This is a genomic window from Leptolinea tardivitalis, assembly GCF_001050275.1.
Taxonomy (GTDB): Bacteria; Chloroflexota; Anaerolineae; order Anaerolineales; family Anaerolineaceae; genus Leptolinea; species Leptolinea tardivitalis.
Genome location: NZ_BBYA01000010.1, coordinates 362,443 through 384,806, shown reverse-complemented (window position 1 = coordinate 384,806; position 22,364 = coordinate 362,443). Strand labels below are relative to the sequence as shown.

The window sequence follows — 22,364 nt, the reverse complement described above, 5'->3', positions numbered from 1 at the left end:
ATGAGATAATATCCATAATATTCTTTATTATGGGTAGATTATTACTCTTTTATTTCACCACCCTTACTGAATCTCCATTTTAGATTCATTAAGGGCGGTTTTGTACATAAGTTTTTCCCCCGCAAGACAATCAGCTATTTTCCATATTTACAGGGAGTTTTTAATGGTAAAAATTGTCCCCCGGTTATTTATTGGTATTGTCTTTTTCAGTCTGATTATTGGCTTTTTCCTGGCTGATTCGTTTCACATTGTACAGGCTGATGGAGACACATCGCTCCCTGCCCAGATGAATAAAGAATTTATCCCCAACAGGATCAGTGTTGGCGGTACATCTACGTTAAATATCATTGTATTTAATCCAAACACTTTCCCTCTGACTCTGTCTACATCGCCGGCCAGTTTGAGTGATACCCTCCCATCTGGAATGACCTTTGCAGATCCGGTGAATGCCACTACCACCTGCGGGGGAACAGTTTCCATTACAGGTACAACAGTTTCACTTATTGGCGGAACTGTTCCGGCAAAATCAGGGCTGGTTTTCGGGACATGTACCGTCTCGGTTAATGTGACGTCACTCACTCCCACGACGTATATCAATACAATTCCTGCCAATAACCTGAAAGCCACCGATCCGACCGGAACAATCACAGTGACCAATACCACACCGGCCAGTAATAATTTGCTGGTGGATCCTGTGCAGCCCCCTTCATTAAACAAGACTATTGCTGATGCCACACGGTATGTGGGGCAAACCACAACCCTCACCATTAATATTAAAAACAATGACACGAATTACTCCCTGACCCAGGTATCACTGACGGATACACTACCAACAAATCTGGTGATTGCCAGTGCCACTGTTACGAAAACAAACTGTGGTACGCCATCCATCACCGGGCCGTCCGGGAATCCCCTGGCTGTTAATGACACAGCTGTAACCATGACTGGGGCTACCATCGCGCCAAATACCACCTGCTCTGTAAGGGTGACAATCGTATCGTCGGTTGCAGCGGCATATCTTAATACCATACCGGCACGTGCCATCCAATCGCAGCAGAATGTAACCAATACATCGGCTGCCACGGCACCCGTAAATTACCAATCTTTGGGAGCGACAAAAACATTTTCACCGAGCATGTTTCAGGCAGGTGGTTATAGTGATTTCACCATAACCTTGAATAATCCCTCAAGCACAGCATATACCGGAATAACCTTTACTGATACTCTGCCCACCGGGCTTTCTTTCTATGGAGCCCCATTGTCCCCCCAGTGCAACGGAACCGTTACATACGATGCCACGCACCTGTACCTGGTGGGCGGCAGCATTCCGGCTGGCACTCCCACCTCTCCCCAAAGCTGCACAATCAAGGCCAGAGTAACATCCACTTATGCCGGGAAATTCACCAACAGTATCCCCCCCTATGGAATAGTGACTGACCAGAAGGTTACAAACCTGACGGCTATTTCCGGCAATGTTACGGTGTACACGGCCGGGAACGGGATTACGGAAGCTTCCAAGAGTTTTTCTCCTTCAACAATCGGGATTAGTGGAGAATCAACACTCACTATATCTTTCAGGGCTCCCGCCGATACTGACCTTACAAATTTCTCCCTTCTGGATGTCTTTCCAGAAGGAATTCAGGTATCCTCTCTTCATTTATCCCCGATTTCAGGTTGCCAGGGTGGAGTTTTTTCTCCGGCAGTAGGTGATACCCGGGTACTCTATTCAGGCGGAATAGTATTAAAGGGAACAGTCTGTACTTTGAAGGTCAATGTTACGAGTACAAAAGAGGGTGTTTTTCAAAATATCATTTCTCCGGTAAACATTTCAAATGCAGAAGGGCGGAATGTATCCAGCAGTTTTTCTGCAACCTTAACTGTCACCGGGATTGGTGTGAAAAAATCATTCACCCCGCCAACGGTAAATTCAGGTGGAATTTCCACAATGATGATCCAGTTAACCAACACCAATACCGTACCGTTGGAAAATGTCAAATTTACCGATACTTTGCCTTCTGGAATCAAATTTGCCTCCACACCAAATCTGGTAAATTCCTGTGGATCAACATCTGTAACTCTTGATTCGGGATCACCAAATAAACTGATCATGAACGGTGGTATCGTCCCTGCCCAGGTGGGTTCTGTTGCTGGAATTTGTACCGTCTATGTGGATGTGGTTGGTTCATCAACTGGAACGAATACTCTCGCAGCTTCATCTGTTACTGGGGATGTTACTGTGGGCGGAGCCACCTCAACAATTTCAAACATTTCTCCTGAATCCGCAACCCTGACTGTTTCTCCATTATCTATTAATGTTGTTAAGGCTTTTTCTCCCGTTAATGTAACCGGAGGTTCATCATCAAAATTGACGGTGACATTGTCAAATCCAACAACGGCACTATTGACCGGCATCACATTTACAGACCATCTGCCATATGATGATTCTGATCCAGACAAACGGGGAATTAAGGTTGCCTTTCCTCCTCACGCCAGCGTGGGAACCTGTGGGGGAACCATAACAGCCAATTCGGGTGATACGAGTTTTACGTTTTCTGGAGGGTCCCTGGCGGCGAAATCCAGTTGCGATGTGTCCATCGATGTAACCATGAATAAGGCAGATAATCTGACGAACGTGATCCATTCCCACGATGTAACCACAACCAACGGGGCGACCAATGAAAATGAAGCCAGTGCTACCCTGACCAACCTTGCTGGAGCCAGTGTTACAAAGGCTTTTGTAAACAGCACAATCACCAGCGGAGTGGGGAATCATTCTGATCTGGTCATCACGATTAACAACACATCGAATTTCCCCTTAACAGGATTAGGCCTGGTTGATGTATTACCATCCGGGATGGACCCGGATGGTGGTATAACCACACCTCAGTGCGGTGGTGGTACAGTGGCATACGACAGCAGTACCCGCAAGCTTACACTAACCGATGGGTCTCTTTCAGATGGAGGCAGTTGCACCATTACCGTTGGGGTGACCGCTCCAACGGCAGGTACATATGAAAATTGCATTGAAGCCGGTGTATTACAAAATGATCATAGCGCTTCCAATGAACGCACCTGTGAAACGCTTACGGTTATGCAGGGACTTATTCTACCCTCCATCACGAAAACCTTTTCACCCAATCCGGTGGCTGTTAATGCTACCTCAGGTCTAACTTTTACCATCACCAACCCCAATGCCACCGCATTAACCGGTGTTCAATTTACTGATACTTTCCCGTCCACACTTGTCGTTGCTTCAACTCCGAACTCATCGCAATGTAATGGAACAGTTACCACAACAGCAAACAGTATCACCTTAACCGGGGGAACCATTCCCGCCAGCAAATCCTGCACGGTAACAGTGGGGACCAAATCGGCCGATGCGGGAGAATATCACAATGAGAGCGGGGAAGTATCATCCACCAATGGGGGGATTGGCAACAAAGCAGCCAGTACCCTCACGGTGGCTGCCCCGCCATCAATTACCAAGTCCTTCACAGACTCCACCATCACACGCGGCTATACCAGCCGGTTGCAATTCATCATCACCAATCCGGCAGAGAACACAATTCCCCTGACAGGTGTTAACTTTACGGATGAATTACCATCTGGGCTACTGGTGGCTTCTTCGCCAAATGCAACAATGTCCGGCTGCGGTTCAGCGTCGTTTTCTCCAACAGGCGGATCAACAAGTCTATCCTTCTCAGGCGGAACAATTCAAGTTTCTCCTGGAAACGTCTGTACAGTGGGGGTGGATATTTATGCCCCTAATGGAGGTGTTTATACCAACACGTCTTCAAAGGTCTCATCTCTGGAAGCAGGCACCAGCAAAGATCCGGCAATCGCTGTGCTTACAGTAAATGGCGTTGGTCTCTCACTTCAAAAGTCGACATCAACGAATAATTTTAAAATGGCCGGTGATTCGATTACATATGACTATAAACTGACCAATACAGGAACGGCGGAGTTGTATGGTCCCTTTATGATTTCTGACAACAAGATAGGTGCCGCTTTTGAATGTGTAGGCACTTCCCCTCTGGCGCCTTCTGGAGAAATCACCTGCAGCCATGCGTACACGGTTACAGCCGGCGATATTTCAGCCAAATCTGTCACCAATACTGCCACGGCGACCGCATTGGATGGCCCTGTGGGTGGAGCGACAGTCACCTCCAATACCAGCAGTGTCACAGTACCTCTGGCACGGTTGACTATCGACAAGACAACCAGTTCAACAGGCTATACCTCTGCTGGTGCTACGTTAAATTATTCATACACACTGACTAATACCGGTAAAGTCAACCTGTATCCGCCTATTCAGGTTTCTGATGATCATATCAACGGCGGGACGGCATTTAACTGTGGAAGCCAGACTGTTATTCCGCCAGATGGTGTAACCACCTGCTCGAAATCCTATACTGTTCTTACGGCCGATGTTACAGCCGGCTTTGTAACCAACACTGCCTACGCCACTGCATTGGACGCCTCTTCTGGAGGTGCAGTTGTAACATCCAATAATGACAGTGTCACCCTTTATCGGATTGTTGCTCCCGTTATTTCGAAGAGTTTTTCGCCCAATCCCATTGCTGTAGGCAGTACATCACAGCTAACATTTACGATTACCAATCCCAATACTGCGGTCTCCCTCACTGGCCTGGCTTTTAGTGATACCTATCCATCAGGAATGACTACCGTAACGGATGCCACATCTTCACAATGTGGAGGAACGGCAACCAGCTTATCGGGTGCTACGTCTTTTTCATTTACTGACGGCTCTCTTATTCCGGGAGGCAGCTGTACTATCACTGTTCAGGTCACAGCTTCTCAACCAAAAAACTATGTGAATACCAGTGGATCGGTTTCTTCCACCAATGGAGGAACGGGGAATAAAGCTGCCGATACCTTGACGGTTCTCGATGCCCCTGTGATCACCAAATCCTTCTCGCCGACCACCATTCTGGAAAATGGAACAAGCACACTTCAATTGAACATCAGCAATCCAGCGGCCAATACAGCCGCGTTGACAAATGTGGCCTTTACCGATAATTTCCCGGCTGGTTTGAAAGTGCAGAATCCACCTAACATTACGATTACCAATTGTGGTACACCTGTTTTTTCTCCAATTGCCGGTGATACTTCGCTCAATTTCAGCGGCGGCAGCATTGCCGTCGGGGGAACCTGCACCTTGACAGTGGATGTAACGGCACCCTATGGTATATACAACAACTTTACGTCACCGGTTTCCACCAGCAATGGTGGAACCGGAGTGAAATCCAATACCGCTACGCTTACTGTTAATCAGGCTGTTGATCTTTCCATCACCAAAACAGATAACCGCCTGGCAGTTAACCGGGGGGAAGATATTTCGTATGCCATTGAAGTTGACAATGCTGGACCTAGCACGGCAGTAAATGCCCATGTCTATGACATATTCCCGTCTTCTCTGACTGGTATCTCCTGGACATGCGCGGCTGACCCAGGAGCCGCATGCACGGCTTCTGGAACGGGTAATATCTCAGATGCTGTTACCATCCCGGTTGGCGGGAAACTGGTTTACACCGTCACAGCAAAGGTCGGTTCCAGTGTAACCACCAGTGTGGCAAACACAGCTGCAGTCGTGGCTCCGGCTGGAGTGGTTGATCTGGATGATACAAATAACAGCAGCACAGATAGCGATGGATTGAATCAGCTGATTATGGATAAAACCTCTCCACAGTCCACCTACAAGACCCTTGGAGAGAGTATTTCATATAATTACAAATTGACCAACAGCGGGACTTCGACCCTTTATGGACCTTTTTCCGTAGCTGATGATAAAACCACCGTAACATGTCCTCCAACACCAGTATCATTGGCACCTGTTGATACTATTACCTGTACTGCCACATACACCATCACTCAAGATGATCTGGATAATGGATCTTTGACCAATAATGCATATGCCACCGGAAGTGATCCTGATGGTGATGTGGTAACCTCCGCTACCGACACGTTGACAATTCCCAGCAGCCAGGACCAAAAAATAACTCTGGTGAAATCTGTGGTATCCGGCGATCCGTATATTCATGTTGGTGATTCAACAAAATATAGCTATGTCTTATCGAATACCGGAAATGTAACCCTTACGGGCGGCGGTCCTTCCGGCGAATTCACCGTAACAGATGACAAGGCAACCGTAACTTGCCCGCTAACAATTACAAAACTGGCCCCAACGGAAACTGTCACCTGTTCAGCTACTTATACTATTACGTCAGGTGATATCACCGCACAGAGTGTGACCAACACGGCCCAGGGACACGGAAAGTTTGGCACCTCGACGATTAACTCAAACAAGGATACAGCCACAATCCATATCAAACGCGGTCAGATCACAGGTGTCGTTTATCTGGACCAAAACGTCAATCAAACACACGAGTCAACTGAAACACCTATCAGTGGGGTAACCATTGATATTTATGATGCTACCGGTACGACACTGCTGACAACGCTCACATCCAATGCGTCTGGCAGTTTTTCATATACCAATCTTCTGCCGGGAACCTTTGTGGTTGTTGAACATGATCCCCTGGGGTACATCAGTACAACACCAAACAGTTTGACTGTTGTTGTCGCTCCTGATGGAACAGCAGAGGCGGATTTCGGTGAATATAGGGCCACATCTTCTGCCAATAACCTTATCCGTGGAAAAGTGTATTTCGATGCAAATAAAAATGGCAAAATGGAAAAAACAGAAAGCATTCTTTCTGGAGTTACTATCGAGCTGTATGATGCCTCAAATGCACTGGTTGCCTCCACGGTTACAACAACAACCGGTACATTTGAATTCCAAAAACAACCTGCCGGTGTATTTACGGTTGTTGAAACCAATCCAACAGGTTACGCCAGTTCCACCCTGGATCATGTTGGGGTGACATTGACCTCAGGTTCTGTTGGCTATGCTGAATTTGGAGACTTTTTAGGAGCAGCTGACCCTGTGGATCCGGCTGTTCAAATTGTGGGATCCCCCACGAATGCCCGTGTGAATGATACAGTTTTGTTTTCTGTAACGGTTGGGAATAATGGATTGACAGATGCATCTGATGTGGTGATCAAAGATACACTGCCTGATTTTCTGGATCTTGTGCAGGTAATGGTCTATCCGGATAATAAGCACCCGGTTCATATTAGTGGACAGACATTCACCGTAGATATTGGCACTGTTACTCCAACGGATGTTTTCACAATCACAGAGGTTACAAAAGTGAATTCACTGGGAGTTCCTCCTGGTGGACTGAACACAGTATCTCTCACAACGACTTCAATGCCCGAACCGGCATTTAATGACACAGATGATGCCAGAGTATCCATATATTATCTTGATTCAGCCGACATGCCTGAAACTGGCTTCGCCCCTGACCGGTTGACACTTCTTCCGGAAATGCCGGAGGGTTTATATCATGCTCTGACCGATATGACTCTCGAAATTCCTACCATTCATATGAAATCAGAGATTGTTGGATTGGCAATGCAGGATAATCGGTGGGATGTCTCCTGGCTGGGTGACCGGGTTGCCTACCTTGAAGAGACCGCATTCCCAACATGGAATGGAAACAGTCTGATCACCGGCCATGTATATAAGTCTGATGGCACTCCCGGTCCTTTCAGCCAGTTGAACCAGTTACGTTACGGTGATGTGGTAAACATTCATGTGGCTGGTTTGATATATCACTTTGAAGTTCGGAATGTGGACACGATCAAACCGGATGACCTTGCCGCCGCCATGAAGCATGAAGATAAACCCTGGCTTACTCTGATGACCTGCCAGGGATATGATGCTGCTTCAGGGGAATACCGTTCGAGGTTATTGGTTCGGGCGGTTTTGATGAGTCTTGATAAAAAATAAACCGAACCTGTCTATTTAGTTAGTACTATGAATTAAAAAGAGCTATCCAACCGTAAAAAGTGAGGATAGCTCTTTTATTAATAAAATTATCTAGTTAGCTATTGAATAATCTTAAGACCATTCAAAAGAACAATGGTAACCAGAACAGGAGTAACCACCAGAAGAGTTCCATAGAACACTTTGATAATTCCCTGGTTGGATAGTTGTCCATTGTTGCTGAGAGCAGCGGATAACTTTTTATAACCCCAGATCCAGCTGATGAAGATGGCAATAAAGAGGCCGCCCAGTGGCAACAAAATATTCGACGTGGTGTAGTCAAATAGATCGAAGAAGGTCATGCCAAACAGCTTTACATCTGCCAGTGTGCTGTTGGAAAGAGCAGCCAGAGAACCCACCAGAACAATGGACAGAACCGTAATAATGGAAGCTTTCTGGCGGGAGAGGTGGAATTTCTCTTCAAGGAAGGCAACCGGAACTTCTACCAGTGAGATTTGAGCGCCGATTGAGGCAATAGCCGTCAGAATGAAGAAGATCACCATGAAAATATTGCCGAGAGGCATCGAGGCGAATACTGACGGGATTGTCAGGAAGAGCAGTGACGGCCCGGCGTTGGGTTGGTACCCGAAAGCGAAAACGGCCGGGAAGATGGCAATACCGGCCAGCAGGGAAACAGCCAGGTCAGAAAAAGCCACACGGAAAGCTGTGCCCGGAATATCCTGATCATCACGGAAATAGCTTCCATAGGTGATCATGGTACCCATACCCACAGACAACTTGAAGAATGCCAATCCCATGGCGATAAGGAAACTGGCGGCGGTCAATTTCGTGAAATCCGGCTGGAAAAGGAAAGTGAGACCCTGTCCGGCACCAGGGAGGGTGATACTGCGAATTCCCACCAGAATAAGCAAGCCCAGCAGGATGGGCATTAATTTCTTGGTGGCACTTTCAATACCTTTGTTAACACCGAGCAGGATGATGAATCCGACGACAGCGAGGTCAATCCACTGCCAGATTAAAGACTGGGTGGGATTCCCTACAAGCCCGTTAAAAGCGGATTTGGTCACTTCGGGATCGGTAGACAAAATGCCGCCCTGGATGGCTTTAAAAATATAGGCGAACACCCAGGCAGCCACCTCGGAATAAAAAGCCATGATCAAGAAAGCCGCCAGGACGCCGGCAGCACCTATCAACCACCAGGGTTGTCTGGCAGGGGACAATTTCTGCATAGTGGCAATTGCATTGCTGCGGGCAGCACGGCCAAGAGTCAGCTCAGAGACCATAACCGGGATACCGATCAGTAACATGCAGATGATATAGACAAGCAAGAACGCGGCACCGCCATTGCTGCCTGTAAGGTAGGGGAACTTCCAGATATTACCCAGTCCTACGGCTGAACCGAGGGTGGCGGCCAGTACACCCAGATTCGTGGCAAATTTTGCCCGGTTCACAGGCGGTTTTTCAGAACTTCCAACACTCATAATACATTTCTCCTATTAATTTTAGTTTCAGGGGTTTTTAGGAATACACGCAGGAATAAATTCACGCTATCTGGTATCAACATAGATGCGTAATTGTCGGTTTCTTTTCTTTTGGATCACCGGTAAAAGTTATCGGTAAATGGGATTATTGGATGTAAAGGAACACGGCAAAAACAGTTATACCACCATGAGAAAATGAGTCAATATGTTCTGAATGTTTAATCCAATTTTTAAGAAACGCCATTAATTAACATAATAATTACATTCTCATAACAAGAAAAAAATCATATATTAATCCATTCTCGGTAAGATGATAAAAGAAAGGATATCAAATGCATATTGTTGTTACAAATGATGATGGTATAGTGACGCCCGGTCTTCTGGCGTTGGCTACAGCCATGCGAAAATTGGGCGATGTGAGCATCCTGGCTCCCGATCGTAACTGGTCCGCTTCAGGTCATGTACGAACGATCGACAGACCGCTGCGGGTTCGTGAAGTGGTTTTATCAGACGGTTCAACCGCATGGGCATGTGATGGTGCTCCATCTGATTGTGTTGCACTGGCATTATGTGGTTTCTTCAAAGATCCCGTTGATCTGGTCGTTTCAGGGATCAATCCATTTGCCAATATTGGCGATGATGTCACCTACTCAGGAACAGTAACGGCAGCCATGGAAGCCGTTATCGGCGGTCTGCCGGCCGTAGCGGTTTCTGTGGATTCACCAGATAATCACCTTGGAATTGTGGATTACCAACCGGCAGCTGAACAGGCTTTAAAAATAACCGGCACCATGCTGAAAAAAGGTCTGCCAAAGGGATTGTTACTCAATGTCAATGTTCCTTATATCCCCGGTGACAAGATCAAGGGAATACGGATCACACGACAGGGCAAACGCGAATATCATGACCGTCTGGACAAGCGAATTGACCCCCGCGGCAAACCATATTATTGGGCTATTGGTGACCTTCCTACTGCCCACGAGGAACCGGGTAATGATGTCGAAGCCTTACTTAACGGATATGTTTCTGTGACTCCTGTTCAACTTGACCTGACGGCTTATCGTTTTCTTCCTGAATTGAACAGTTGGAACTGGGAATAACGAATTACAATTATTTCATACTGAGACAACTCATACTGTTATAGAGTGAACTTTTGTTAACGTTACTTTGTTTGACCTTATTACTTAAAAATTTAAAAAAACACAGAAATCTGATTGGGAGTAAAGAGTTTTCCAGCCTGCTCAGTAATATATTGGGAAGTTTTTTCCTTTGAACAGACGGACCAATAACCGGCGTATTTGGTAAGGGCGTTCCAAACTTCCACCAGAGTAAAAATCCAAACAGCCAGTAGAATAGCTCTACCGGCTCGCGTGGATTTTTGTCATGTCCTGATGATATGTAATGGTTAAAAACTCGTTACTCTCTATTGTTGAGCGCAGATATTTTCATTTTAGTGTTCAGAATCAAAAAGGCGGGAGGTTGTCCCGCCAATTTGTAGATATATCTGGTTTAGCTTATCTGCTCACTCAAATAGATCTGAATACCCATTTGCGCAATTTGATCACGCTGAGCTTCCAACCAATCCAGATGGCGCTCCTCATCCTTCAGAGTGGTTTCAAGTAATTCACGCGATCCATTATCTCCGAGACTCACACACATTTGAATGCCGTCATTATAGGCTTTGATTGCCCCGACTTCGGCGGCGAGATCATTGGCAATCTGTTTCTCAACAGTCGACCCAATGTTAATCTTATTAAGGTTGCTGACGATGGGGGTTCCTTCCAGGAAAAGAATCCGGTCGATTAATGATTCGGCATGTTTCATTTCTTCTATTGCTCGTTTTTCTATGGCATCATGTAATTTTTCATAACCCCAGTTGGCACACATGCCTGCATGTACCATATACTGGCTCACAGCAGTCAATTCATCTGCCAGTTGAGTATTTAATAAACCAATTACCTTATCATTTCCCTTCATGGTAAACCTCCTGGTTTAGATTAAATAAGAATTTCAATTGGGCAAGATAGGAACACCGTTTTTTCACTGAGTATACAAATCAATTATTTCTTTATAATCTGATTGGAATTATCTTTTTTATTTTAGCATGCCTGATAAATTTTTCCATCTGGTACTCAATGGTCGGGAAGCAAGACAATCAAATTTCAATGGAAAAACACAAAAACCCAAATAATGATATGAAGTACGGCACTTACCGATAGGATAAACAAAAACAAAGGTTTTCTCGTCTTATGATGAAATAATGAGCGTCCAAGAAAACCGCCCGGGAATCCTCCGACGGCAGCAACGAGATGAAGTACTTTCTCCGGAATTCGCCGCCCGCCGGTAATAGCCTGGGTTTTGTCCAGTCCATATAACCCAAAAAGGGTGACGGATGAAAACCCATACCAGACCAGAGCCAATTTGTACCAGAATCCCAAAATCATTCTTCAATTATCCCTTTCATTAGAAATCTTATATAATACAAATGTCTATTTTTCTATTTATATATATTTTTAAAGAAATATTCGGGGATTCATAATGGAAAAAAGATTAACCCGCCGTCAGCAGCAATTTTTACTTCAGTTCCTCGATTTATATCGTGAAATGAACCAACCGCTGCATTACAAATTTGTGGCAGAAAGATTGAAAATCGGGAAAGTATCCGTCTATGAAATGCTCAGATTGCTGGAATTTAATGGGTTTGTAAAGGCTGAATTTGAGTCTGTCACAAGGCGGCCTGGCCCTGGAAGACCTTCCGTCCTCTTTTACCCGACAAAGATCGCCTTTGAACAGACACAACGCCTATCTATCGCTCCCTCTGATCTGGAGATCTGGCGTAAAAGAAAGGATTACCTTCTCGAACATCTTGCCAATACAGATAAATCAAATCTTGACAGCCTATTTAAAGAATTGTATGACCGTTATTCAAAAGTAGAAATGTCCACGTTGCTTCAAATTACAGAAAACATCACCATGCTTTTATTAACCATTAATCGAATGCCAAAAACTCCTGAACTCCATAATCTACTTGTCGAGATTTCTCAAATAGGGAGACCAGGAAGGATGAATTTAAGCACTCTCTTCGGATTTGCACTGGCAATAGCTCAATTTGGCATAATAGATAAACAGCTTTCCGCAGAATTCTTCAATAATATTAATAAATATGAATTCTATTTACAGGATATGCATGCAGATAATCATCAACGTCTGTGTGATTACACCCATGATGCAGTAGAAATTTTATTAAATAATTAGCCTGCGTCCCTCAGGTATGGTATTTAAGCAAATAGAGTGTCTTTTCAGACACTCTATTTGTGTCGGACCACCTTTGTTCAAAGGGTGGTTTTGTATGGAAAGTGACCTTTTGCTAACCCATTACGGGGAGCAGATGAGATCCTTCGATGATCGTATTATCGGATTCCCATCATCAGGTCGGTAAGCAGTTGATCCAGTTTTTCGTATTTCAAACCGCGTGCAGCAATGGCATTGCGGTCGAAGGAGAAGGCTTTGAGGGCGGCGGCTTTCTCTGCAGTAAATTTGCCTTCAAATTTCTCCATTTCGCCGGATGCTGGAGTAATTTCAGCCAGCAGCGCCTGGATTTCTTTGTCTTCATTGAATTGGCGGGCTTTTTCTTTGAAAATGAGGTATGTTCGCATGCAACCGCGGGCGAAATCTTTGACACCTTCATAATCTTCTGTGCGGAAGGCATGAGCATCAAAGTGGCGGCTGCCGGTATAACCAACATCTTCCAGGAATTTGACGAGGAAGAATGCCTGTTTCCAGTTTTGTTGACCAAACCGCCAGTCCTGGTCGAATCGGGCGTAGTTCTGATCGTTGAGATCGATATGGAATAATTTGCCTGCATCCCATGCCTGAGCGACAGCATGCATGAAATTCAATCCGGCCATGTGCTCATGGGCAAATTCGGGATTAACTCCGACCATTTCGGGATGGTCAAGGGTTTCAATGAAGGCCAGCATGGAACCGGTGGTGGGCAGATAAATGTCACCGCGTGGTTCATTGGGCTTAGCTTCAAGGGCAAATTTATACCCATAACCCTGACTGTTGTTGTATTCGCAAAGGAAGTTCAAGGCTTCGCGGAAACGTTTTAATCCATCCAATGGATTCTTGGTGGCATCTGTTTCTGTACCTTCGCGTCCGCCCCAGAAAACGTAGATCTTGGCGCCGAATTCAGCACCCAGGTCCATACCGCGCATGGCTTTCTGAATTGAATAGGCACGCACTTTGGGATCATTGGACGTGAAAGCACCGTCTTTGAAAATCTGAGCACTGAAAAGGTTGGTTGTAGCCATGGGAACAACCAGGCCGGTTTCTTTCAAGGCTGCTCTGAAATCTTTTTTAATCTGCTCAGCTTCGGCCGGTGTGGCATCAAGGGGGATCAGATCGTTATCATGAAAATTTACACCGTAGGCTCCCACTTCACCCAGCAGACGAACAAGTTCTGCAGGTGTTTTTGGCCCACGAACCGGGAATGTTGTGGCGAATTGGTCAGCTCCTGAACTTCCAACAGTCCACAGACCGAATGTAAATTTATGTTCTGGTTTAGGTTGATAATCAGCAGACATGAAATTTTCCTCTCAATTAAATAAAATTGGGTTCGTGCATAATATCATCAAGCACGAGAGCAATGGCTCCCATCACACAGGCATCTCTACCATGAGCAGAAGCTTCGATTTTTAGATCCTGGCATTCCAGGTTCATTGCATTTTCATTTACCACTTTTCGAACCACGGGCAGCAATAACTCGCTGGCGTAGTTGAGCTCACCACCCAGAATAACCATTCTTGGATTGAAAATGTTTACAAGATTGGCAATTCCAAATCCCAGCCGTTCTCCTACTTCCTGCATGGCTATCTGTGCGGCATTATCTCCCTGGAGGGCGGCATGAACGATGGTCTCAAAAACAATGTTATCCGGGTCATTATCTGCCGCATTAAGTACGGTGCTGGGTACACCCTGACGGAGAGTATCTCTAAACCGTTTGATTACAGCACGAGGGCTGACCATTGTTTCCCAACAGCCTTTTTTCCCGCAGCCGCATTGTTCTCCGTCAGGATCCATAATAATGTGGCCTACTTCGGAGGCATAACCGTGGCTTCCGCGGAAAAGTTTTCCATCAATCATGATCCCCGCGCCCAGACCGACTCCGCCTGTCAGGAAGATAAAATTACCTTCTCCTTTGGCATTACCAAAGTAATGCTCACCCAGGGCAGCTGCTTTAGCCTCGTTATCTACGAAGACGGGCAGTTTGAATCGCTGAGACCATAGTTTGGTTACTGGAATATTGGTCCAGCCAAGGTTCGGAGCAAACATTAATTCACCGTGTTTCAAGTCAACGAGACCCGGAACACCCAGTCCGATCCCCAACGGGGTAAGGTTTAACGAATACCCTTTCTTCAGACCGTCTTCGGTCATCTGGTAGGCTCGTTCTAAAATTTCATCGATACTGTTTTGTGAGGAAGATGTTGCCCGTTGCCGCCAGAGGACATTTGCCAAAAAATCAGTTACAACCAGCGAGATAAAATCAACACCGATTTCGATTCCGATGGCAAAGCCTCCGGCAGGATCCAATTCAAGCAACAGTCCAGGCCGACCGACTCGATCGGATTGCAATATGGTTTCCTGAACGAACTTGCGTTCCAACAGTGCATTAATGATCTGCGAAACCGTGGATCGGTTAAGCCCTGTGTGTTTGGCCACTTCAGCCCGCGAAAGGGGGGCATGATGGCGGATGGTGTTCAGGACAACACCCGTATTGAATTTCCGAACAAGATTTTGGTCAGCAGTGGTTACCATATAAAACTCTACAAAAAATGGGATAGTCTTTATCTATTTTTCTTGAAATAGACGTCAATATAGACGGCCCCAACGAGAATGGCACCTTTGACAATATACTGCCAGGCTGGTGTTACATTGAGTAATTGCAAACCATTGGTAAGGCTGGCCATGATCAGGGAACCAATAATAGCGCCAAACACGGTGCCGCTGCCGCCCAGTGGAGAGGTTCCACCCAGGATACAACTGGCAATGGCATCCAACTCATATCCGCCGCCTGCAGAAATTGTACCGTAACCAACATAAGATGCCAACACGATACCGGCTACACCGCAGAGCAAACCCATGAGCACAAAGATCAAGAAAACATTACGCTTGATATTGATACCAGAAAGACGTGCAGCTTCCATATTGCCGCCCAGGGCATACGCATGCCGTCCAAATGGTGTGTTCGTTCCCAGGTAGGCCATTATGAAGGCAACGATGACCATGAGCAGAACAGGTACTTGCACACCATTGTACTGGTTGACCATGTAAACGTAGAACAAGATGACTAAAGACAATGCAATTGTTTTCGCCATATCAAGACTGAGTTTATTTGTGGCGAATCCGTAGCGGCGTTTCTGAGCACGGGAATTGAACATGGTATAGAACAGGGCTGCAATAACTACAGCAGCCACAACCCAACCGAGCCAGAGTGGTAGATAACCCTGTGCAATATAGGAGAAATATGGTTGGTTAGCCGGAATCGTACGGCCGCCAGTGACCAGCAAGATGGCGCCATTCCAGATCCATTGGAAACCCAAGGTTGTAATGAAGGCTGGTACACCCAGATAGGAGACGATGTAACCTTCAAGCATACCCACAAGAATACCCACAGAGAGACCGGCAATGACAGAGAGCGTAGCGGCCAGAAGGGGCTGATCGGGGATCAGTTTGTACCACACAAACGCCTGTAAGAACGCCACGATGACAGAGACAAATCCGGCAAATTTACCAACTGCCAGATCAATACCGCCGGTAACGATAACGAGAACCATGCCGACAGCCAAAATTGAAGTCACGGTCATCTGACGGAACAGGTTGGAAATATTCTGTGACCCGATAAACGCACCTTTGGTCAGAATGGAGAAAAATATCCAGATCACAATCATCATGATAATGATCATGGACGTTTGCAGGTTGCGGCGGAACCACTTGCCGACTGCATTTGTTGTACCTTTGCTTGTTACAACACTGGTTGATTCCATATCGACACCTTATGAATGGAGATTTGATATTTCTATTTAAGCGATGCCGGTGGCAAGCGCCATGATCTTTTCCTGAGTTGCCTCAGTGATATCCAATATGCCATTGGATCGGCCTTCATGCATCACCATGACACGATCGCTCATACCGAGGACCTCTTCCAGTTCGCTGGAAATCATGATGATCGATACACCCTTCTCGGCCAATTCATTCATCAACTTGTAGATTTCATACTTGGCGCCAACATCTACACCACGGGTGGGGTCGTCCATGATGAGAATTTTCGGAATGGTCATCAGCCATTTCCCAATAACCACTTTTTGTTGATTTCCACCCGATAGCGAGTTAACCTCGTTTTCGATATTACTGATTTTGATGGAAAGATTTTTTACTTGTTGGAGACAGGATTTCAATTCCTGATTTTTATCGATCCGCCAGGTTTTGGAGAAAGAATATAGATTTGGCAGTGAGAGGTTGTTTAAGATTGACTGGATCAGAACGAGTCCCTGTTTCTTTCGATCTTCCGGTACCAGACTGATGCCTTTTTCCATGGCATCTTTTGCACTTTTAATATTTATCTCTTTACCTTCCAGGAGCATCTTCCCGCTGGTTATTTTTCCCATCTCGCCAAATATCGTGGTTACAAGTTCGGTTCGTCCAGAGCCCATCAGACCGGCAATACCCAGGATTTCACCTCTCTTCAAATCAAATGTGACACCCTTCAATATTTCGCGGGATGGTTCTTCCGGATCAATAGCATGCAAGTTTTGCACTTCGAAAATCGTACCGTTTGGTTTACGGGTGCTGTGGGGGAAGCGTTCTTTCATTTCACGTCCCACCATATAGCTCACCAGTTTTTCCAGGCTTAATTCTTTGGTAGGTGCCGTTATTACAGTTTTGCCATCGCGCAATACGGTGATCGAATCGGTGATACGGAAGAATTCCTCCAACTTGTGGGAGATGTAGATACTGGTAATACCTTTCTCCTGCAACGATTCGAGAATTTCCATCAATTTATCAATTTCAGCTTCAGTTAACGCGCTGGTAGGTTCATCGAGAATTAGTACTTTGGCATTTTCTGAAAGGGCTTTGGCGATTTCCACCATCTGCATCTTGCCAACGCCCAGGTGTTTGACAACATCATTCGGATTGACATCAAGTTTGTAGTGTTCCAGAATCTTTCGGCATTCAGCGTAGGTTTTATCCCAGTTGATCACGCCATTCTCGGTAATCTCTTTACCGAGGAAAATATTTTCGCCAACTGTCATATCGGGAACCAGGGTAAGTTCCTGATAAACAATAGCAATACCTTCTGCCCGAGCTTCTTTAATGGAGTTGCTGGTCAGTTTTAATTCCTGACCTTCATAGAAGACACTGCCATCATACGTGCCGTATGGGTAGACACCGGCGAGAATTTTCATCAAGGTTGATTTTCCAGCGCCATTCTCGCCGCAAAGGCCGTGGATCTCTCCCCGTTTGAATTGGATGGATACATTGCTCAAAGCTGTAATGCCGGGGAATTGTTTTGTTACATTCTGTACGTCGAGGATAATCTCTTCAGTCACAGCCTGCTCCTCTAAAGCAAAATTACTCATCTACTTTACAATAGCATTCGTCATGCTTGTCGGCTCCCCGAAAACCGGGGAGCCGACTTTTATGAAGGAAAAAATCTACGGTTTGGCGGGGCGGTCAGCTTCGGGGATGTCGCGATAGACATCATCGTACGTCTGGAAACCGCTCTTCACGATTTCATCGTAGACATTGGCTTTGGTGACCTGGACAACGGGCAGGAAGATACAAGGAACTTCGCCCGTGGCGTCGGCTTTGTTGGTCAGTTCGGCCATGGTGTAATTCTTCAGGCCTTCGATGGGTTTACCGTTCAGCAGGGCATCCATAGCATCGGCAGCCATAGGAGACAGTTTGCGGATGTCTTTGTAGATGGTGACGGTGAGTTCGCCTTTGACAATGGAGTTGCAGCCATCAGCGGTGGCATCCTGACCGGAGATCGGAACAGCGAGTTTCTGGGCTTTGAGGGCCTGGAGGGCGCCGAGGGCGGTGCCGTCATTGGAGGCAACGACTGCATCGATCTTGCCGGACTGGGCGGTGATGATGTTTTCCATCAAAGAATTGGCTTTGGCAGCATCCCAGTTGTCAACCCACTGATCGGCAACCACTTTGACAACACCGGAGTCAATGTATTTCTGGAGGACGTCAGTCTGGCCTTTGCGGAACAGGATAGCGTTGTTATCGGTGGGGGAACCGCCGAGGAGGACGACTTTGGCCGGATTTTCTTTGGTCCATTTGCCGCCTTCGATATCGAGGGCTTTCAAGACACCATCAGCCTGGCCGTTACCAACTGCGACGTTGTTGAAGGACAGGTAGGCAGCGATATTGGGGGATTTCACCAGGCGGTCATAAGCGAGGACTTTGACACCGGCTTTGGCAGCATTGTCAACAGCGGTGGCAGCGGAGTCGCCGTCTTCAGCTACGACGATCAAGCCTTTGATACCCTGAGAGACCATATTGTCGATCTGGTCGTTCTGGAGTTTGGTATCGTGGTTGGCTTCGGAGGTGATGACTTCATAACCCTTGGCTTCCAACAGTTTGTGGAGCAGGGCATCTTCGTTTTTCCAGCGTTCGGTGGCGAAATCGGAGAATGACAGACCGATCTTAATTTTTTCGCCAGATTTGGCCGGTTCAGCAGCGGCAGATTTGGTCGGTTCAGCAGCGGCAGCGCCAGGTTTGGCGGGGCGGTCAGCTTCGGGGATGTCGCGATAGACATCATCGTACGTCTGGAAACCGCTCTTCACGATTTCATCGTAGACATTGGCTTTGGTGACCTGGACAACGGGCAGGAAGATACAAGGAACTTCGCCCGTGGCGTCGGCTTTGTTGGTCAGTTCGGCCATGGTGTAATTCTTCAGGCCTTCGATGGGTTTACCGTTCAGCAGGGCATCCATAGCATCGGCAGCCATAGGAGACAGTTTGCGGATGTCTTTGTAGATGGTGACGGTGAGTTCGCCTTTGACAATGGAGTTGCAGCCATCAGCGGTGGCATCCTGACCGGAGATCGGAACAGCGAGTTTCTGGGCTTTGAGGGCCTGGAGGGCGCCGAGGGCGGTGCCGTCATTGGAGGCAACGACTGCATCGATCTTGCCGGACTGGGCGGTGATGATGTTTTCCATCAAAGAATTGGCTTTGGCAGCATCCCAGTTGTCAACCCACTGATCGGCAACCACTTTGACAACACCGGAGTCAATGTATTTCTGGAGGACGTCAGTCTGGCCTTTGCGGAACAGGATAGCGTTGTTATCGGTGGGGGAACCGCCGAGGAGGACGACTTTGGCCGGATTTTCTTTGGTCCATTTGCCGCCTTCGATATCGAGGGCTTTCAAGACACCATCAGCCTGGCCGTTACCAACTGCGACGTTGTTGAAGGACAGGTAGGCAGCGATATTGGGGGATTTCACCAGGCGGTCATAAGCGAGGACTTTGACACCGGCTTTGGCAGCATTGTCAACAGCGGTGGCAGCGGAGTCGCCGTCTTCAGCTACGACGATCAAGCCTTTGATACCCTGAGAGACCATATTGTCGATCTGGTCGTTCTGGAGTTTGGTATCGTGGTTGGCTTCGGAGGTGATGACTTCATAACCCTTGGCTTCCAACAGTTTGTGGAGCAGGGCATCTTCGTTTTTCCAGCGTTCGGTGGCGAAATCGGAGAATGACAAACCGATTTTTACTTTTCCACCAGCGGCGGCGGGTGCAGCGGCTGTTTCGCCGGCAGCGGGAGCGGCGGGTGCAGCGGTCGGAGCGGCGCAACTGACCAGCATGCTGGCCATCACAATGAACGACAAAACAATCAAAATGGAACGGTATGACCTGGACATTTCTTTTGCCCTTTCGAATAATTTGAATTACTGATCGTTGGTAATGGCAACAACTTTCAACTTCGAAGTTCTTCTCTCCTCCTCCTTTCAAATTTCCGTTATGGCAACAAAAAATCCACCTGTTATGGGAAGCAATCGGCCAATCGGTTTTTACCGGGTGACCGCCCCAAACAGGCATATAAAATCTGCTCCCGGATTAAGGCAACATAAAACTTCGTGGATATCTGCGATGATTCCACCGGAAGCGAAATTTATTCAGTTGCCAATAACGATAATAGGGAACACGAAATTTGGAACAAATAATTAGTTTGTTCGACGGCCAAACTAATTAATCATTATCATAACGAGAATTATAGAAAAGTCAAGAGGATTCACATACCTGATGAATGAAAACATGACATTTGTCAATGAGTTTCAATCAAACAGCCAACCTGTTGAAATACTATTGGAAGTCGTTTGTGTCCATTTCAATCTGACATGCAGGATGATTTGATAAGTTTGGTAAATCCAGGAATATTTTTATCAATTAGCATAGACTGGTCTGGAATCAGCGAATACTGCCCATCAAAATATGTATCAAAAATCAGACGAAAGGTGTTTACGTTGGTAAAAGAAGGGGGAATAACCGTATTACCAGAATCAGGCAAATAATAGGCCTGAAAATTTAACGCTCGTTTTCCATTATCTGAGAAGGAATGATCGCTTTGTAGAATAATTACGGGCGGAACGGCAGATTTATGCTGGATTGTTTTTATGATTTTAATTATTCGGGTGTTCAGGTATTTCACCTGATCGATATATCCCAGATAGCTATCTTTTGGATCAGTCCGGAACTCACCTGTTGGCAGGAATGTGAAGGGTTGGTGGGTGATCAGCAGATGGGCGTATACAAATTTTCTTCCAGGCATGTCTGGAATTGTCTCCAGACTATCCAATTGGAAATTATTCTGACGGAATTGTTTATAGTTTCGCCCGATAAACGAGCTGCTATCTGGATTGAGACTGCCAGGATTGATCAGCCAGACAAAAAACGCAGGGATATTTTTTGAATCCTGCGGGTTTTCCACCAGCCATTCTGCGGCTGTTCGGGCAAATGTGGTGTTAATAAAGAGCTGCTGGAAATTGAGCGTCTCCATTTTTTCGCCGGGGTTTACAGCCGTTTCTCCATCCAGATATACATCGGAATCTGGCATATCAATAAACAGATAGGGTGATTTGTATGTAACAATTTTGTAGCCCATCTCGCTGAATTTCTGTCTCACCAGACTGTGAGTGATGAACGGTGTCAGGATTTTTTCGTGATCCTTGGTCGCCAGGTCTTCATAAGACAGTCCCAGATTATCGAGGTAGTCCATATTGAATGTTGCTGCCATCGACAAAGCTGTATCGATGTAATTACTTTGGCCGCAATCTGGAATGACAAACCCCATTTGTGTTAATTGATCCAAAAATGGCTGGATATCCAGATTAAGATCTCTCTTCAACAGGTCTGCCCGATCGTAACCATCCATCAGGATGTAATACACATCCCGGTTAGTGTTCGCTGAGGTGTGTAACGATGAGGAAGAGGATGCAGAGGGTCCAGATTGAACAGAATTTTGTTGCAGCCTGGTGGATGTAGATGCGGCAAATCCGATCTGGATTAAGACAAAAGCGGTCAGCAAAAATGATATCAGGTTGATGATGCGAGTAGATTCATACAAATCTGATCGCGACTTTATGATCAAATATGTGCCCACCAGTGCAATCAATCCCCAAAGAGGGATCAGAAAGCGATGGCGTCCAATGATCAGACCGGACAGACTCGCATTATCAATCAATGAAAATAAATGGCCGTATGAAAAGAACAGTAAAAGTAAAAAGCCGGCAGCCAGGCCTGCCTTCCGTATTGGATGGATAAAAATCCAGATAAGCAGAAATACAACGGCTGTGAATCCAAAAGAAATGAGGAGCGATCGCGGCACTACATAACTGTGAACTTTGCCAAAGTTGGCCAACCAGAGAAAAAGAACCGGATAAACCCCTAACAAAAGGACATATAAAGGAAAGCGTTTCAATACATTCTCAAAACGGGTCATA

The 22,364-nt window shown here is 46.3% G+C and carries 12 protein-coding genes; 3 read left to right on the top strand and 9 right to left on the bottom strand.

What is annotated here, in order from left to right:
- The first annotated feature begins 163 nt into the window (after window positions 1-163).
- Window positions 164-7,876: a sortase gene (locus LTAR_RS11255; protein ID WP_062422341.1), complete on the top strand. Its 7,713-nt coding sequence runs from the start codon at window positions 164-166 to the stop codon at window positions 7,874-7,876.
- 98 nt (window positions 7,877-7,974) lie between these two features.
- Here LTAR_RS11255 and LTAR_RS11250 read toward each other — a convergent pair whose 3' ends face one another.
- Window positions 7,975-9,354, bottom strand: a complete 1,380-nt coding sequence (locus LTAR_RS11250; protein ID WP_062422340.1) for a sodium-dependent transporter — start codon at window positions 9,352-9,354, stop codon at window positions 7,975-7,977.
- A 332-nt stretch (window positions 9,355-9,686) separates the two neighbouring features.
- Between LTAR_RS11250 and surE the strand changes: the two genes are divergently transcribed.
- Window positions 9,687-10,454 carry a 5'/3'-nucleotidase SurE gene (gene surE, locus LTAR_RS11245; RefSeq protein WP_062422339.1) on the top strand — a complete coding sequence of 256 codons (768 nt, stop codon included), beginning with the start codon at window positions 9,687-9,689 and terminating at the stop codon, window positions 10,452-10,454.
- Between the two features lie 409 nt (window positions 10,455-10,863).
- On the opposite strand, the gene bfr is transcribed toward surE, so the two are convergent.
- Together bfr and LTAR_RS11235 are read right to left on the bottom strand one after the other, a co-directional pair.
- The gene (gene bfr / locus LTAR_RS11240) at window positions 10,864-11,331 is read right to left on the bottom strand and encodes a bacterioferritin (protein WP_062422338.1); all 468 of its coding nucleotides are present in this window, start codon (window positions 11,329-11,331) and stop codon (window positions 10,864-10,866) included.
- A 185-nt stretch (window positions 11,332-11,516) separates the two neighbouring features.
- Window positions 11,517-11,798, bottom strand: a complete 282-nt coding sequence (locus LTAR_RS11235; RefSeq protein WP_062422337.1) for a DUF1294 domain-containing protein — start codon at window positions 11,796-11,798, stop codon at window positions 11,517-11,519.
- A gap of 94 nt (window positions 11,799-11,892) precedes the next feature.
- Between LTAR_RS11235 and LTAR_RS11230 the strand changes: the two genes are divergently transcribed.
- Window positions 11,893-12,609, top strand: coding sequence for a hypothetical protein (locus LTAR_RS11230; protein ID WP_062422336.1), 717 nt, complete (start codon window positions 11,893-11,895; stop codon window positions 12,607-12,609).
- Window positions 12,610-12,764: 155 nt separating this feature from the next.
- On the opposite strand, the gene xylA is transcribed toward LTAR_RS11230, so the two are convergent.
- The 6 genes from xylA to LTAR_RS11200 form a co-directional block, all read right to left on the bottom strand.
- A complete protein-coding gene (xylA, locus tag LTAR_RS11225) occupies window positions 12,765-13,940 on the bottom strand; it encodes a xylose isomerase (RefSeq protein WP_062422335.1) in 1,176 nt (391 codons plus the stop codon).
- 16 nt (window positions 13,941-13,956) lie between these two features.
- The gene (locus LTAR_RS11220; protein ID WP_062422334.1) at window positions 13,957-15,171 is read right to left on the bottom strand and encodes an ROK family transcriptional regulator; all 1,215 of its coding nucleotides are present in this window, start codon (window positions 15,169-15,171) and stop codon (window positions 13,957-13,959) included.
- A gap of 29 nt (window positions 15,172-15,200) precedes the next feature.
- A complete protein-coding gene (locus tag LTAR_RS11215) occupies window positions 15,201-16,400 on the bottom strand; it encodes a sugar ABC transporter permease (RefSeq protein WP_062422333.1) in 1,200 nt (399 codons plus the stop codon).
- Window positions 16,401-16,436: 36 nt separating this feature from the next.
- Window positions 16,437-17,963, bottom strand: a complete 1,527-nt coding sequence (locus LTAR_RS11210) for a sugar ABC transporter ATP-binding protein (protein WP_236686605.1) — start codon at window positions 17,961-17,963, stop codon at window positions 16,437-16,439.
- A 105-nt stretch (window positions 17,964-18,068) separates the two neighbouring features.
- Window positions 18,069-20,285 (bottom strand): substrate-binding domain-containing protein, encoded by a 2,217-nt coding sequence (locus LTAR_RS17440; protein ID WP_236686604.1) that lies wholly within the window; start codon window positions 20,283-20,285, stop codon window positions 18,069-18,071.
- A 467-nt stretch (window positions 20,286-20,752) separates the two neighbouring features.
- Window positions 20,753-22,363 (bottom strand): hypothetical protein, encoded by a 1,611-nt coding sequence (locus LTAR_RS11200; protein ID WP_062422331.1) that lies wholly within the window; start codon window positions 22,361-22,363, stop codon window positions 20,753-20,755.
- Window position 22,364: the final 1 nt, after the last annotated feature.

Bases quoted from the DNA above. Each gene is read 5' to 3' on its own strand.
- LTAR_RS11235 (WP_062422337.1), bottom strand. From the start codon at position 11,798: ATGATTTTGGGATTCTGGTACAAATTGGCTCTGGTCTGGTATGGGTTT.
- LTAR_RS11200 (WP_062422331.1), bottom strand. From the start codon at position 22,363: ATGACCCGTTTTGAGAATGTATTGAAACGCTTTCCTTTATATGTCCTT.
- xylA (WP_062422335.1), bottom strand. From the start codon at position 13,940: ATGTCTGCTGATTATCAACCTAAACCAGAACATAAATTTACATTCGGT.
- surE (WP_062422339.1), top strand. From the start codon at position 9,687: ATGCATATTGTTGTTACAAATGATGATGGTATAGTGACGCCCGGTCTT.
- LTAR_RS11250 (WP_062422340.1), bottom strand. From the start codon at position 9,354: ATGAGTGTTGGAAGTTCTGAAAAACCGCCTGTGAACCGGGCAAAATTT.
- LTAR_RS11255 (WP_062422341.1), top strand. From the start codon at position 164: ATGGTAAAAATTGTCCCCCGGTTATTTATTGGTATTGTCTTTTTCAGT.
- LTAR_RS11230 (WP_062422336.1), top strand. From the start codon at position 11,893: ATGGAAAAAAGATTAACCCGCCGTCAGCAGCAATTTTTACTTCAGTTC.
- LTAR_RS11220 (WP_062422334.1), bottom strand. From the start codon at position 15,171: ATGGTAACCACTGCTGACCAAAATCTTGTTCGGAAATTCAATACGGGT.
- LTAR_RS17440 (WP_236686604.1), bottom strand. From the start codon at position 20,285: ATGTCCAGGTCATACCGTTCCATTTTGATTGTTTTGTCGTTCATTGTG.
- bfr (WP_062422338.1), bottom strand. From the start codon at position 11,331: ATGAAGGGAAATGATAAGGTAATTGGTTTATTAAATACTCAACTGGCA.
- LTAR_RS11215 (WP_062422333.1), bottom strand. From the start codon at position 16,400: ATGGAATCAACCAGTGTTGTAACAAGCAAAGGTACAACAAATGCAGTC.